The following is a 14,219-nucleotide window of genomic DNA, read 5'->3' as shown; positions in this document are numbered from 1 at the left end:
CTCAGCGCGTTCCGCGGCCCGTCTCCCCGCCCTTCCGCTCCGGCGGCAGCGGCCGGGAGACGGGCCGCAGGAATTCCCGGACATAGGTGCGGCGCCACCAGCATCCGGTGGCCCGCAGCTCCCGGAGCCCGGTGAACCGGTAGCGGAACACCCGGGCGCGCACCTGCCGGGGCGGTCCCTCGGGGAACGGGTTGTGCCCGAGCAGCCGGAGCGTGTCCCGGTCGCCGTCGAGCAGCCGCTCGGCGAAGGGCCCGAACCACGGGCGGGCGTACGCGGGGGAGAGTGCCGCGAACCACATCATCCAGTCGAGCCGCAGGTGGTACGGGGCGAACAGGCGCGGCAGCCTGCGTGGATCGCCCGGCTTGCCGCGGAAGCCGTACTCCCGCCACTCGGCCCCCTCGCGCCCCACCGGATCGGCGCTGCCCTCCACCACGACCTCCAGCCGCATCCGGCTGATGGAGCCGAACGCCCCGTAGGTGTTGACCAGGTGCAGGGGATCGTAGGACCGGTTCATCGCCTGGCGCCGCGAGAGCAGATTGCGCACCGGGCGGTAGCTGAGCACGAGGACCAGGGCAGCCACCGCGATGACCACCATCTCGTACCAGAGGGGCGGCGCGACCCGGGCGGGCGGCGGCCCGGTCAGAGGGGTCCAGTCGATCGCGGAGAGCGCCAGCGCGATGGTGAGCCAGTTCAGCCAGGCGAAGTTCCCCGACAGGACGAGCCAGAGCTGGGTGAGGATCATCAGGCCGGCCGCCGCGCTCGCCACCGGCTGTGGGGTGAACAGCAGGAAGGGCACCAGCAGCTGGGTGACGTGGTTGGCGGCGACCTCCACCCGGTGCACCGGCCTCGGCAGATGGTGGAAGAACCAGCTCAGCGGCCCCGGCATCGGCTGCGTCTCGTGGTGGTAGTCCAGGCAGGTCAGCTTCCGCCAGCACGCGTCCCCGCGCATCTTGATCAGCCCCGCGCCGAACTCCACCCGGAAGAGCAACCACCGCAGCAGCCACAGCACGAGCACCGGCGCGGCCGTGTCCCCGGTGCCGAGGAAGACCGCCAGGAACCCCGTCTCCAGCAGCAGCGACTCCCAGCCGAATCCGTACCAGACCTGCCCCACCTGGACGATCGACAGATACAGCGCCCACGGCAGCGCCCAGAGCAGCATGCCGCCCCACAGCGGCAGCAGCCCGTCGAGACCGGCGATCAGGGCCACCGAGACGGCGCAGCCGCTCCAGGCGACGACGGCGAAGAAGCGGTCCGAGTAGTGCAGCCGGAAGAGCCCCGGAGCGGCCCGCCAGGGTGTGCGTCGCAGCAGCTCGGGAACGGGCAGCATGCCGCGCTCGCCGATCAGCGCCCGGAACTGCAGCGCGGCGGAGAGGAAGGCGACCAGATAGACCACGGCCAGAGCCCGCTGGAAGATCAGCCGGCTCAGCCAGGAGCCGTCCGCGGTGAACCAATCCATCCCTGCCAGTATCGGCCAGGGCGCGCCCCGGGACCTGCCGGTCGTGGCCGGGCGGGTCAGCTCGCGGCGACGATCCGGCGCAGAGTGCGGCCGAGCCTGCGCGCGTACCAGTGCTGCACGAGCGGCACCAGCGGTCCGGCGAGCCGGGTGTACCAGGACGCGGGGCGCGAGAACGCCAGCACCGTGAACCACACGGTGCCGTCGTCCGCGAGGTCCACCACGAAGCACTCCTCGCCCCGCTCCGGATGCCCGGCGAGGGTGCCGTAGCCGAAGCCGGTGCGGCCGTCCTCCCCGTACGCCGTCCAGATCACCTCGCAGGGTGCCGTGAAGCGCAGCGGACCGAGGCCGAGGGAGACCCGGACGCCGCCGCCCGGCTCCGCGCGGCGCCCCGAGGCCTCCACCCGCGCGCCCGAGGCGCGGTGCATCCGCCACTCGGTCACCGCCGCCCCGGCGGCCGCGAAGTCCGCCGCGCCCCGGCCGATCCGGGTGCGGTGGTGGAGGTGGTGGTAGCCCCGGGGGAGCGGGCCGAGGCGGGTCGCGCCGACCTCCGGGTAGGTGAGGGTGCTCATGCGGTCCTGCCTCCGGTGCGGTCGGGTTCCTCGGTGCGGATGCGCCGCCAGGCCAGCAGCGAGCAGAGCGCGAAGCCCAGCGCGTTGCCCAGGCCATGGGTGGCGGCCATCCAGGTCAGGGTGGGGTGGGGCAGTCCGGTCGCCTCGCCGAGCGCCCAGCTCAGCGCGAGCAGCATCGTCGCCACCAGGACGGCGGCGGAGGCGAGCAGCAGGAGCCGGGTCGTCCGGCCCCGGCCGTCGGCGCGCCCCATGCGCCAGGTCAGCAGGCTGACCGTCCACATTCCGGCCGTGAGCACGAGCGCCCCGGCCAGCTCGGCCCAGTCGCCGATGAAGTACCCGACGAGGACGAGCAGGGTGCCCAGCGGCACGCTCAGCGCGGCGAAGCGGCCCGCCGGGCCGTCGGAGACCCGGCAGACCAGCCCGGCGATCAGGGCGGCGGCGAACCCGGCGAAGTGGAAGTGCGGCACGGTCAGCGCCAGGATGCCGAGGTCGAACCCGAAGAGCTCGTGCCCCGACCGTTCGGCGACCAGGGCGACCGCGGCGACCGCCGGGGTGACCAGCGCGGTGAGCAGCGCGATCCCCGCCGGGTCGAGGTCCCGGCCGCGGACCGCCCGGCGCGGGGCGTGCAGGGCGAGCAGGACGGCTCCCAGCGCGTAGCAGCAGGCGAGCGCCGTGGCCGCGGTGGAGCGCGGCAGCCAGAGGGCGACGGCGCCCGGCACGGCGAACAGGGGCCAGAGCCGCCGGATCCGGTCCAGCTCCTGCCGGCCGGTCAGCCGCAGTCCCGCCGGCACGACGACGAGCATGCCCAGCATCACGATGGTGTTGACCAGTACGGACATGACTTCCCCCTGCTTCGAGCGCCCCGCTTTGAACGTGTTCAAGTCCCGAGGTTGAGAGTAGAGGTTTTATTGAACACGTTCAAGGCGGGGTTGGTGGGCAGTCGTCCGCTTGCGGGACCGCGCTCGGTGCGGCACAGATGGTGACACCCATCCGTTCCCCAGGGACAGGCAGGAGAGCTCTGTGCGCTCACCCGGACGTAACCGGCGTTCCGCGCTCGCCGCGCTGTCCGCCGGAGTGCTGTTGGCCGTCGCCGGCTGCGGAGGCGGCGACGACCGTACGGCGAAGGGCACCACGGGCACCGCGGAGGCCAAGGACGTCCTCCTCCAGCCGCTCGCCTCACCCGGCCCCGGCCCGTTCACCGCTTCCACGGCGCTGGCGACGGCCTCCCCGGCCCCCACCGGTGCGCCGGACCCCGAACCGTCCTCGGCCACCCGGACGGTCCATCCGGTCTCCGGAGCCGTACCGGGGCTCTACGGCGGCACCCGGTCGGTCGCCGCCTGCGACATCGAGCAGCAGACCTCCCTCCTGGCCGACGACGAGGACAAGGCGCGCGCCTTCGCCGACGCGTCCGGCATCGAGGCCGTGCAGATCCCGGGCTACCTGAAGTCCCTCACCCCGGTCGTCCTGCGCGCCGACGCCCAGGTCACCAATCACGGCTACGGCGCCGGCTCGGCCACCGCCTTCCAGGCCGTGCTCCAGGCGGGCACCGCCGTCCTGGTCGACAGCCGGGGGATGCCCCGCGTCCGTTGCGCCTGCGGCAACCCCCTGGCCCCGCCCGTGGTCGCCGACGGGGAGGTCGCCCACCGGGGGGAGCGCTGGCCCGGCTACGATCCCGCGCGCATCGTGGCCGTCGAGCCCGGCGTCAAGGCGGCCACGAGCCTGATCATCGTGAACGCCGACGACAACACCTGGATCGAGCGGGCCATGGGCGACAGCGGCGGCCGCGACCGCACCCCGGACGACCCGCCACCCTACGAGCCCGACGCCGACCTGCTCTTCCCGTCGCCGGGCCGCCCCTCCGAATCCGCGCCCCAGGACACCGTCCCGTCCGAGCCGGCCCCCTCCGAGCCGGCGGAGCCCACGGATCCCGGACCGCCCGAGCCGTCCGACGACTTCGGTGACACGCCGCCGGAGGACCCGTGGGAGTACGAGGAGGGCGACCCGGACGTCGCGCCGGAGCCGACCCAGGTCTTCCCCGGCGAGCCGGACGAGCCCGTGGGGCCCGACGGCCCCTTCGAGCCGGAGGCGCCCGCCGAGCCGGACGTGCCCATGGAAGCGGGCCTCGACGGCGTGTTCACCGGCTGAGCGGACCGGACGCCGGGGGCTGCGCCTCCTGTCGGCGGAGCCCGGCCGGCGCGGCCCCGACCCCGTACGAAACCGTCGGCGAATCGGACGAGAAGAATAGGATAAAGGGTGGCAGAGTGGCCCACATGGATGATCGGGTAGCGGGTGCCCTGTCACTCCCCGACGACTGGCCCGCCCACCCGGACCTCAGATTCGCCCTGAACCGTATGGGCAGCTTCGACTGGGATCTCGACACCGGCCTCATGCACATGGACCAGGCCGCCCTCGACGTGTTCGACCTGACCGCGGACGAGTACGACGGCCGGCCGGCGTCTCTGGCGCCGCGCGTGCCGACGGACGAGGCCCAGCGGCTGGACGGGCTGGTCTCGCACGCCCTGAAGAGCGGGCGCACCGACTACGGCGCCTACTTCCGCATCCAGCGGCGCGACGGCACGCTGCGCTGGACCCACACCCAGGGTTTCGTCCGCCGGGACGGCACCGGCCGCCCGCACCGCATCATCGGGATCGTCCGCGACGCCACCCAGGAACTGGCCGACTCCACCGCCCGGCGCGAGCTGGACGAGGATCGCCGCCGGCGAACCAGCCTGGTCGAGAGCACCACCGCCGCGCTGGCCCACGCCCGTACGGTCAAGGACGTCATCGCCGTCCTCAAGAACTCCCAGGGGCTCGCCCACCTCGGGGCCACCAGCCTCGTCATGGGCCTGCTGGAGTCCGGCCGCATCCACCTCGTGGCCGACGGCCCCGAGGGCGCGTACGTCCCCGGCACCCGGTACACCCGGGTGGACGAGCAGTACCCGATGAGCGAAGTGGTGCGGACCCTGGCCCCCCGCTTCATCGAGTCCGCCGACGACTTCGCCGCCTCCTACCCGATCCTGTGGAGGAACATCAGCCACCTCGGGATCACCTCCGCCGCCTACATGCCGCTGATCGCGCAGGCCCGCCCGATCGGCGCACTCGGCCTCCTCTACCGGGACAAGGGAGGCTTCACCGCCGACGAACGCAACCTGCTGATGGCGCTCGGCACCTCGATCGCCCAGAGCCTCCAGCGCGCGATGCTCTACGAACAGGACCACGACCTCGCCGAGGGCCTCCAGCAGGCGATGCTGCCGCGCAGGATCCCGGCCGTGCCCGGGGCGCAGGTCGCCGTCCGCTACCGTTCGGCCCGCCTCGGGCGCGACATCGGCGGCGACTGGTACGACCTGATCCCGCTGCCTGGCGGCCGGGTCGGCGCCGTCATCGGGGACGTCCAGGGGCACGACACCCACGCGGCCGCCGTCATGGGGCAGCTCCGGATCGTCCTGCGCGCGTACGCCGCCGAGGGGCACAGCCCCGCCACGGTCATGGCGCGCGCCTCCGTCTTCCTCCACGAACTGGACACCGACCGCTTCGCCACCTGCACCTACGCCGAGGTCGACCTCACCACCGGCGTCGTCCAGCTGGTCCGCGCCGGACACGTCGACCCGCTGGTGCGGGACGTGGACGGGAGCTGCCGCAGGATGCCGTCCGAGGGCGGGCTGCCGCTCGGCCTCTCGGCGGAGTTCGGCCGGCTGGAGTACCCGGTCGGCACGGTCGAACTGGACCCCGGCCAGACGATGGTCCTGTTCACCGACGGCCTCGTCGAGCTGCCGGGCCTCGACCTCGACGAAGGCATGCAGCACCTCACCGCCCTCGTCACCAACGGCCCCCAGGACCTGCAGAAGCTGGCCGACCAGCTCTGCGACGCCGTCGACGAGCGCGGCGGCCAGGACGACGTCGCGGTCCTGCTGCTGCGCCGCCGTGCCGCGCACGCCCCGCAGCCGGGCGGCCGGCTCCAGCAGCACGTCGCCCAGAACGACCCCGAGGCGCTGAGTTCGTCCCGGCACATGATCCGGGCCGCGGTCCGGGCCTGGGGAGCGAAGGACCGGGCGGATGAGATCGAACTCGCGGCCGACGAACTGATCACCAACGCGCTCATGCACACCGACGGCGGCGCCGTCGTGACGATCCGGGTGCTCGCCGGAGGCGAGCGACGGCTGCGCGTCGACGTCGAGGACCGCTCCAGCGCACTGCCCCGGCGCCGCGACGCGGGGGAGTCGGGAGTGTCGGGACGCGGCCTGATGCTGGTCGACCGGCTGGCCGACGTCTGGGGCGTGGAATCCCGTGGCAGCGGCAAATGCGTGTGGTGCGAGTTCCTCATTCCGGCCCGCTGAACCGCGCACCGAAATGTAACAGTACGTAACATGTCTGTGCTTGACCGTAATCGACCGCGAACGATTGACTGCGCGGGACCGGCCGCACCCCGGCCTGCCGCCTTCGACGACATGAGGCCCCCGTTGGGTACCGAGCTCCTCGCCCCGCTCGATCTCGCTTTCTGGCACCTCGAATCGGACGCCCATCCCATGCACCTCGGCGCGCTCGCCGTCTTCGCGCCGGCGCCCGGCGCCGCCCCGGAGCGGATCCTCGACCTGCTCGGCACCCGCGCCGCCGCGATCCCCCGGCTGCGCATGTGCGTACGGGACGTCCTGCTGCCGGTCGGCGGCAAGGCCTGGACCGTGGACAAGGACTTCGACGTGCACCGGCACGTCCAGCGCGTCGTCGTGGACGACGGCGACTTCATGGCGGAGGCCGGCCGACTGGCCGGCGAACTGATGGAGCGACCGCTCGGGCGCGGGCTGCCGCCCTGGCGGATGTATCTCATCGGCGGCGCGGCGGGCGGCCCCTTCGCCGTCCTGGTCAAGCTGCACCACGCCCTGGCCGACGGGATGCGGGCGGTCGCCATCGGGGCCGGGATCTTCGACGAGATCGCCGCCGTCACCAGCGCCCGCACCGCCGCCCGGGGCCGCCCCGCCGTCCCGCCCCGCTCCTGGCTGCCCGACCCCCGGGAGATGGCGGGCATGGCCCTCGGCCGGATCGGCGAGGTCGGCCGGGCGCTCGGCGTGGGGGCCTCCCTCGTCCGCGCGGGCCGCCTCGACCTGCGCTCCACGACCGCCTTCACCGCACCCTCCAGCGGCACCCGCCGCCTGGCCACCGCCGACCTCGACGCCGGGGACCTCCAACGGATCCGGCGCGCCGAGGGCGGCACCGCCAACGACGTCCTCCTCGCCGTCGTCGCCGGTGCGCTGCGCCGCTGGATGGCCGGGCGCGGCGAACCGCTGTCCGCCGCGGACCCGCGCGCCCTGGTCCCCGTCTCCCGCCGCCGGCCCGGTGGCGCCTCCGCCACCGGCAACCGGCTCTCCGCCTATCTGCTCGACCTGCCGGTCGCCGAGGCCGACCCGCGCGGGCGGCTCCGGGCGGTCCGGACGGCGATGGACCGCAACAAGGCGGCCGGCCCCCTCAGGGGCGCCGGAGCCGTCGCCGTACTGGCCGACCAACTACCCCCGCTGGCACACCGGTTCGGCGCACCACTGGCGGCCGGCGCCGCCCGCGTGCTCTTCGACGTACTGGTCACCAGCGTGCCGCTGCCCCGCTCCGCGCTCTCGCTGGGCGGCTGCCGGCTGACCGCCCTCTACCCCATGGCCCCGCTGGCCCGGGGCCAGTCCCTGGCGGTGGCCCTGACCACCTACGGCGGCCGGGTGCACGTGGGACTGGTCGCCGACGGCAAGGCGCTGCCCGACCTCGACCGGCTCGCCGCCGCGGTCGAGGAGGAGTTCACCGAGCTGGGCGCCGTCATCACCGGCACGGACCGCGCACCGGTCTCCTGAGAGGCAGCCGCCCACCGGCTGCGGCAGTCTGGAGCCATGCCCGAACTGCCCGAAGTCGAAGCCCTGAGGGTCTTCCTCGACGACCAACTGGTCGGCAAGGAGATCGCCCGCGTCCTCCCGCTGGCGATCAGCGTCCTGAAGACGTACGACCCGCCGCTGACCGCCCTGGAGGGCACGGTCGTCACCTCGATCGCCCGCCACGGCAAGTTCCTCGACATCGAGGCGGGCGGCCTCCACCTCTTCACCCACCTGGCCCGGGCCGGCTGGCTCCGCTGGAAGGACTCCTTCCCGGCCGCCCCGCCCCGCCCCGGCAAGGGACCCCTCGCCCTGCGCCTGGTCACCGCCGACGGCGACGGCTTCGACCTGACCGAGATGGGCACCAAGAAGCGCCTCTCCGTCCACCTCGTCCACGACCCCATGGACGTCCCAGGCATCGCCCGCCTCGGCCCGGACCCCCTCGCGGACGCCTTCGACCGTGACGCGTTCGCCGCGCTGCTCGCCGGGGAGCGCCGCCAGATCAAGGGCGCGCTGCGCGACCAGTCGCTCATCGCGGGCATCGGCAACGCCTACAGCGACGAGATCCTGCACGTCGCGAAGATGTCCCCGTTCAAACGGACCGCCGACCTCGGCGAGGACGACGTCACCCGTCTGTACACCGCGCTGCGCGCCACGCTCGAGGACGCCGTGACCCGCTCCAGCGGGATTGAGGCCGGAAAGCTCAAGGCCGACAAGAAGACCGGGATGCGGGTCCACGGGCGCGCCGGGGAGGCCTGCCCGGTCTGCGGGGACACTGTCCTGGAGGTCTCCTTCAGCGACTCCTCGCTCCAGTACTGCCCCACCTGCCAGACCGGCGGGAAGCCGCTCGCGGACCGCAGGCTCTCCAAGTTCCTGAAGTGAGTCCGTGTCGCGGCGGTACGGGTACAACCCGGGATTCGTTCACGCCCCGGCCCTGATCCGCCCCGCACCCCCTAAACTCCGGCCTCATGCTGCGCGTACTCGCCGTCGACGACGAACAACCCGCCCTGGAGGAACTCCTCTACCTCCTGCGCGCCGACCCCCGTGTCCGCAGCGCCGAGGGCGCCACCGGCGCGACCGAGGCACTGCGCCGCATCGGTGGCGCGGTGGACGCGGGCCCCGACGACCCGTCCGCGATCGACGTGGTCTTCCTCGACATCCACATGGCCGGTCTCACCGGCCTCGACGTCGCCCAGCTCCTCGCCGGCTTCGCCGCGCCCCCGCTCATCGTCTTCGTCACCGCGCACGAGGGCTTCGCCGTCCACGCCTTCGATCTCAAGGCCGTCGACTACGTCCTGAAACCGGTCCGCCGCGAACGCCTCGCCGAAGCCGTCCGACGGGTCGCCGAGCAGGTGGGGGAGCGGTCCGCGCCCGTCCACGACAGCGCGGGCGACCAGATCCCGGTCGAACTGGGCGGCGTCATCCGTTTCATCCCCATCGACGAGATCGCGTACGCCGAGGCGCAGGGCGACTACGCCCGCCTGCACACCGCCACCGGCAGCCACCTCGTCCGCATTCCGCTCACCACCCTGGAGGAGCGGTGGCGCTCCCGGGGCTTCGTCCGGATCCACCGCCGCCACCTCGTGGCGCTCGGCCGGATCGACGAACTGCGCCTGGACGCGGGCAGCATGAGCGTACGCATCGGGGAGGCGGAGCTGGCCGTCAGCCGCCGCCACACCCGTGCCCTGCGCGACCTCCTGATGCGCCAGGGTGGCCGCTGACCAGGGAGGTTCTTCGCCGAGCCCTTCCCAGTACGGCACGCCGACGCCTACACTCCGAGCCCATGTCCGCAGAGCCACCGCCCCGGCGCGAAGTGGTCACGGGGGAGCCGCGGCGGGTGCGCCCGCTGCCCCGTTACCGCACCCAGTCGGAGATCGACGAGCAGACCGCCCTCGGCGGCGCCTATGTGCGATCGCTGATGCGCGGCCAACTGCGCGCCGGGCTCACCGTGTTCGGCGTCCTCGTCCTCGTCGCGGGCACCCTGCCGCTCCTCTTCGCCGCGCTGGACAGCTCCGCCCTCGTCTGGGCGGTGCTCGGCTTCGCCACCTACCCGCCGCTCACCCTGGCCGCCTGGTGGTACGTCCGCAGGGCCGAGCGCAACGAACGCGACTTCGCCCGGCTGGTGGAGGGCCGCCCCGCCCCGTGAGCACCCCCGACCACGCGGCGTCCTGGGTGGCGGTCGCCCTCGTCGTCCTCGCCACCGTCCTCGTCGGCGGCTTCGGCCTGCGTATCTCCCGTACGACCTCCGACTTCTACGTCGCCTCACGCACCGTGCGACCCCGCCTCAACGCCGCCGCGATCAGCGGCGAATACCTCTCCGCCGCCTCCTTCCTCGGCGTCGCCGGGCTCGTCCTCGTCCACGGCCCCGACATGCTCTGGTACCCGGTCGGCTACACCGCCGGATACCTGGTGCTCCTGGTCTTCGTCGCCGCCCCGCTGCGCCGCTCGGGGGCGTACACCCTGCCGGACTTCGCCGAGGGACGGCTCGAATCACGGCAGGTCCGCAGACTGGTCAGCGCGCTCGTCGTCGGCGCGGGCTGGCTCTACCTCGTGCCCCAGCTCCAGGGGGCCGGCCTCACCCTCAAGATCCTCACGGGCGCTCCGGGCTGGCTCGGCGACGTCCTCGTCGCCACCGTCGTGACCGCCGCCGTCGCCGCCGGCGGCATGCGCTCCATCACCTTCGTCCAGGTCTTCCAGTACTGGCTGAAACTCACCGCGCTCCTGGTGCCCGCCCTCTTCCTGGTGCTCGCCTGGCAGGGCGACGGCCGGCCCCGGGTCAGCTTCGACGAACAGCTCGCCGTTTTCCGCGCCGACCATCCGCTGTACGCCACCTACGGGCTGATCGTGGCGACCTTCCTCGGCACCATGGGTCTGCCGCACGTCGTCGTGCGCTTCTACACCAGCCCCAACGGCCGCGACGCCCGCCGCACCACCGTCGCCGTCCTCGCCCTGGTCGGCCTCTTCTACCTGCTGCCGCCGATCTACGGAGCCCTCGGCCGGCTCTACACGCCCGAACTGCGTTACGGCGGCGACGCGGACGCCGCCGTCCTCCTGCTGCCCGCCCGCGTCATCGGCGGACTCGGCGGCGACCTCCTCGGGGCGCTGATCGCCGGCGGGGCGTTCGCCGCGTTCCTGTCCACCGCCTCCGGGCTCACCATGGCCGTCGCCGGAGTCATCACCCAGGACGTCCTGCCCTCGCGCGGAGTACGCCACTTCCGGCTCGCCACCGTCCTCGCGATCGCCGTACCGCTCGCCGGTTCCCTGCTGGTGAGCCGGGTGCCGGTGGCCGACGCGGTGGGCATGGCCTTCGCCGTCTCCGCCTCCTCCTTCTGCCCGCTGCTCGTCCTCGGCATCTGGTGGCGGCGGCTCACCCCGCCCGGGGCCGTGGCGGGGCTCCTGCTGGGCGGCGGCTCCGCGCTCGTGGCGGTGGCCATCACCGTCAGCGGAGCCGTACGCCCGCCGGGCTGGCCGCACGCCCTGCTCGCCTGGCCCGCCGTCTGGTCCGTCCCCGTGGGGTTCCTCGCGATGATCCTCGTCTCGCTCGCCACACCGGGGCGGATACCCCCCGGCACCAACGCCGCCATGACCCGCTTCCACCTCCCCGAGGCCCTCTCCTCGGCCCGGTCGGCCGCGGGACGGGAACGATGACCGGGGCCGCGATCGCCGTTCTCGTCGTGTCGGCCGTGCTGCTGCTCGGCGCCGGGTATCTGGTGGGCCGCCGCACCGCCCGCCCGCTGCGCCCCAGCGATGTCGGCACCCCCGTCGAGCACGCCACGTTCGAGACGCTGCACACCGCGTCGCTGGCCGCCCCGCCGCTGCGGGCCGGCCTCACCGAGGAGAGCGCCCGACGCGCCGCCCGCCGGCTGCGCTCCCTCCTCGGCACCGACGCCCTCTGCCTCACCGACCGGGACCGCGTGCTGGTCTGGGACGGCGCCGGTCACCACCACGGCAAGGACGTCATGGAGCACCTGAAGGCGCTCCTGGACAACGGCCGCCGCACCGCCTTCGACAGTGGCTGCGCCGACCTCGACTGCCCGCTGCGCTGGGCCGTCGCCGTTCCGCTCACCGTCGAGAACCGGGTCCTGGGTGCGCTGGTCGCCTATGCCCCGCGCGAGTCGGCGGTACTGGCCCGGGCGGCGGGGGAGGTGGCCCGCTGGGTCTGCGTCCAGCTGGAGCTGGCCGAGCTGGACCGCTCCCGCACCCAGCTCATCGAGGCGGAGATCAAGGCCCTGCGGGCGCAGATCTCCCCGCACTTCATCTTCAACTCGCTCGCCGCCATCGCCTCGTTCGTCCGGACCGACCCCGAACAGGCCCGTGAACTGCTCCTGGAGTTCGCCGACTTCACCCGTTACTCGTTCCGCAGGCACGGGGAGTTCACCACGCTGGCGGACGAACTGCACTCCATCGACCAGTACTTGGCCCTCGTCCGCGCCCGCTTCGGCGAACGCCTCGCCGTGACCCTCCAGGTCGCCCCCGAAGTGCTGCCCGTCGCGCTGCCGTTCCTGTGCCTCCAGCCGCTGGTGGAGAACGCCGTCAAGCACGGCCTCGAAGGGGCGGCCACCCGCAGCCGCATCACCATCAGCGCCCTGGACGCCGGCTCGGAGGCCGAGGTGGTCATCGAGGACGACGGAACCGGCATGGACCCCGAACGGCTGCGGCAGATCCTGCGCGGCGAGGGCGGAGCCTCCACCGGCATCGGCCTGCTCAACGTGGACGAGCGACTGCGGCAGGTCTACGGCGACGACTACGGCCTGGTCATCGAGACCGGGGTCGGGGCCGGCATGAAGATCACGCTGCGGCTGCCCAAGTACCGTGCCGGGGTGCACGGTTCCTGAAGCAGGGGATCAGCACAGGTGGACGGCCAGATGGCCCAGCGGCAGCCCCAACTGCCAGGCGGGCGTCCAGACGCGTACCTCCTGGTCGTCGGTCTCCCAGGACCCGGGGCCGATCGCGTCGAGGTCCGCCGCGAGCAGCTCGGTCTCCTCCAGCCACCGCCAGGCCGCCCGCGCCAACGCCAGATCGGGGTCGCCGGGCTCGGTGTTCCGTCCCGCCTCCGTCAGCCGCTCGCAGATCCAGGCGCGCCAGGTGCACTCGTACGCCGTGAGGCTCCGCAGCTCGTCCACCCGCGGCCCGGGCAGGGCCCGGGGGGCGGGAGCGTCCCGGGGGACTCCGCACAGGAACATCGTCAGCGCGAGGGCGTCGCGTCCCGCCCGGAACTCCAGGGTCGCCGGTTCCATCAGATCGCCGGTCCGTAACAGGTCGTCGGCGAGGTACTCGGTGCACAGCCAGGTCATCGGTACCTGGAGGTCGTTCCCACCGGTCCCATCCGTATCCTCGGGACGCATCCCGTCTCGCCTCTTTCCTTGCTCGGTGCCGGGCTTCACGCAGCATTGAACCGGGGGCGGGCGCCCCGCGTGGGCAGAAGGGGAGGATCGCCCAGGAGATGCGAGGCAGTGAATGAGTGTCGACCCCGGCGACGACGGGCATGTGCGCCTGCTGCTGGGCGCGTACGTCCTGGACGCCCTGGACGCCGAGGAGACCTGTAGGGTCGCCCGCCACCTCCGGGGCTGCGACGGCTGCGCCCGGGTCTACGTGGAGGTGGCCGAGGCCTCCGCCCTGTTGGCGCTGTTCCGGGCGGAGGACCTGCGGGAGTAGCCGGGCAGCGTCCGCGCGAGGACCCGCAGGGCGTAGTAGGAGCGGGACTTGACGGTCCCCGCGGGGATGCCGAGCGCCTCGGCCGTCTCGCCGACGCTCAGCCCGCGGAAGTAGATCTGGACCAGGACCGCGCGGTGTTCGGGGCTGAGGGTGCGGACCGCCTCCCGGACGTCCAGGGCGCGGACGGCCGAGTCCGCGGTGTCCAGGGCGTCCGGGGTGCTCTCCAGCACGGTGTCGCTGACCTCGACGGGACGGGCCTGCCGGGAGCGCCGCGCGTCGATGGCGAGGCGGCGGCCCACGGTGAAGAGCCACGGCCGCATCGAGGCGTAGGGCGCGTCGAAGGCCTCGGGGTGCTGCCAGGCGCGTACCAGGGTCTCCTGCACCAGGTCCTCCGCCCGCTGCCGGTCGCCGAAGGTCAGGCCGAGGAGGAAGTGGAACAGTGCGGGGCCGTGTTCCCGCTGCAACTCGGCGAGGGTCCGCTCGTCGGTCGTCGTGGTGGTCTTCATGAACGCCCTCTCCCGCCGCGGCCCCTGGTGGCCTCGTTGCCGACTTGGCGTATCCGAACGCATTCGGCGGCGCGGGAACAGGCGGTGCGCCGAGGCGTGCGACGAGCGGTCGCTCAGTGCGGCGAGTGGTGCGGTGAACGGTCGAGGGGCCGTCGGGGTCGGCCGGTACGACCAGTTCAGCTAGGTATGCGGC

General features: G+C 73.4%; 14 protein-coding genes. 9 read left to right on the top strand and 5 right to left on the bottom strand.

Going from position 1 to position 14,219, the window contains the following annotated elements; all coding sequences use genetic code 11:
- Nucleotide 1 precedes the first annotated feature (1 nt).
- The 3 genes from AC3CH1_RS02665 to AC3CH1_RS02655 are packed head-to-tail and all read right to left on the bottom strand — an operon-like array spanning nucleotide 2 to nucleotide 2,864.
- Nucleotides 2-1,456 carry a lipase maturation factor family protein gene (locus AC3CH1_RS02665; RefSeq protein ID WP_488461355.1) on the bottom strand — a complete coding sequence of 485 codons (1,455 nt, stop codon included), beginning with the start codon at nucleotides 1,454-1,456 and terminating at the stop codon, nucleotides 2-4.
- A 56-nt stretch (nucleotides 1,457-1,512) separates the two neighbouring features.
- Nucleotides 1,513-2,025 (bottom strand): DUF1990 domain-containing protein, encoded by a 513-nt coding sequence (locus AC3CH1_RS02660; protein ID WP_488461354.1) that lies wholly within the window; start codon nucleotides 2,023-2,025, stop codon nucleotides 1,513-1,515.
- The gene (locus tag AC3CH1_RS02655) at nucleotides 2,022-2,864 is read right to left on the bottom strand and encodes a YndJ family protein (protein WP_488462128.1); all 843 of its coding nucleotides are present in this window, start codon (nucleotides 2,862-2,864) and stop codon (nucleotides 2,022-2,024) included. The genes AC3CH1_RS02660 and AC3CH1_RS02655 overlap by 4 nt, the downstream gene beginning before the upstream one ends.
- A gap of 181 nt (nucleotides 2,865-3,045) precedes the next feature.
- On the opposite strand from AC3CH1_RS02655, the gene AC3CH1_RS02650 reads away from it, so the two are divergent.
- The 8 genes from AC3CH1_RS02650 (at nucleotide 3,046) to AC3CH1_RS02615 (ending at nucleotide 12,700) form a co-directional block, all read left to right on the top strand.
- Nucleotides 3,046-4,170, top strand: coding sequence for a DUF6777 domain-containing protein (locus AC3CH1_RS02650; RefSeq protein ID WP_488461353.1), 1,125 nt, complete (start codon nucleotides 3,046-3,048; stop codon nucleotides 4,168-4,170).
- A 125-nt stretch (nucleotides 4,171-4,295) separates the two neighbouring features.
- Nucleotides 4,296-6,359, top strand: a complete 2,064-nt coding sequence (locus AC3CH1_RS02645; RefSeq protein ID WP_488461352.1) for a SpoIIE family protein phosphatase — start codon at nucleotides 4,296-4,298, stop codon at nucleotides 6,357-6,359.
- 123 nt (nucleotides 6,360-6,482) lie between these two features.
- Nucleotides 6,483-7,850, top strand: a complete 1,368-nt coding sequence (locus AC3CH1_RS02640; protein ID WP_488461351.1) for a wax ester/triacylglycerol synthase family O-acyltransferase — start codon at nucleotides 6,483-6,485, stop codon at nucleotides 7,848-7,850.
- A 36-nt stretch (nucleotides 7,851-7,886) separates the two neighbouring features.
- The gene (locus AC3CH1_RS02635; RefSeq protein WP_488461350.1) at nucleotides 7,887-8,747 is read left to right on the top strand and encodes an Fpg/Nei family DNA glycosylase; all 861 of its coding nucleotides are present in this window, start codon (nucleotides 7,887-7,889) and stop codon (nucleotides 8,745-8,747) included.
- A gap of 86 nt (nucleotides 8,748-8,833) precedes the next feature.
- Nucleotides 8,834-9,586: a LytR/AlgR family response regulator transcription factor gene (locus AC3CH1_RS02630; RefSeq protein WP_488461349.1), complete on the top strand. Its 753-nt coding sequence runs from the start codon at nucleotides 8,834-8,836 to the stop codon at nucleotides 9,584-9,586.
- A 62-nt stretch (nucleotides 9,587-9,648) separates the two neighbouring features.
- A complete protein-coding gene (locus tag AC3CH1_RS02625) occupies nucleotides 9,649-10,011 on the top strand; it encodes a hypothetical protein (protein WP_488461348.1) in 363 nt (120 codons plus the stop codon).
- Nucleotides 10,008-11,513 carry a sodium/solute symporter gene (locus AC3CH1_RS02620; RefSeq protein ID WP_488461347.1) on the top strand — a complete coding sequence of 502 codons (1,506 nt, stop codon included), beginning with the start codon at nucleotides 10,008-10,010 and terminating at the stop codon, nucleotides 11,511-11,513. Before AC3CH1_RS02625 ends, AC3CH1_RS02620 begins: the two co-directional genes overlap by 4 nt.
- Nucleotides 11,510-12,700 carry a sensor histidine kinase gene (locus AC3CH1_RS02615; protein WP_488461346.1) on the top strand — a complete coding sequence of 397 codons (1,191 nt, stop codon included), beginning with the start codon at nucleotides 11,510-11,512 and terminating at the stop codon, nucleotides 12,698-12,700. Before AC3CH1_RS02620 ends, AC3CH1_RS02615 begins: the two co-directional genes overlap by 4 nt.
- Nucleotides 12,701-12,709: 9 nt before the next feature.
- On the opposite strand, the gene AC3CH1_RS02610 is transcribed toward AC3CH1_RS02615, so the two are convergent.
- The gene (locus tag AC3CH1_RS02610; protein ID WP_488461345.1) at nucleotides 12,710-13,210 is read right to left on the bottom strand and encodes a hypothetical protein; all 501 of its coding nucleotides are present in this window, start codon (nucleotides 13,208-13,210) and stop codon (nucleotides 12,710-12,712) included.
- Between the two features lie 112 nt (nucleotides 13,211-13,322).
- Here AC3CH1_RS02610 and AC3CH1_RS02605 point away from each other — a divergent pair, with 112 nt between their 5' ends.
- Nucleotides 13,323-13,520 carry a zf-HC2 domain-containing protein gene (locus AC3CH1_RS02605; RefSeq protein WP_488461344.1) on the top strand — a complete coding sequence of 66 codons (198 nt, stop codon included), beginning with the start codon at nucleotides 13,323-13,325 and terminating at the stop codon, nucleotides 13,518-13,520.
- On the opposite strand, the gene AC3CH1_RS02600 is transcribed toward AC3CH1_RS02605, so the two are convergent.
- Complete coding sequence (locus tag AC3CH1_RS02600; RefSeq protein ID WP_488461343.1) at nucleotides 13,454-14,026, bottom strand: sigma-70 family RNA polymerase sigma factor; 573 nt, start codon at nucleotides 14,024-14,026, stop codon at nucleotides 13,454-13,456. The genes AC3CH1_RS02605 and AC3CH1_RS02600 overlap by 67 nt on opposite strands.
- Nucleotides 14,027-14,219: the final 193 nt, after the last annotated feature.

This window comes from Streptomyces sp. MGP-P1, assembly GCF_057766565.1.
This window is presented reverse-complemented; position numbering and strand designations above follow the sequence as displayed.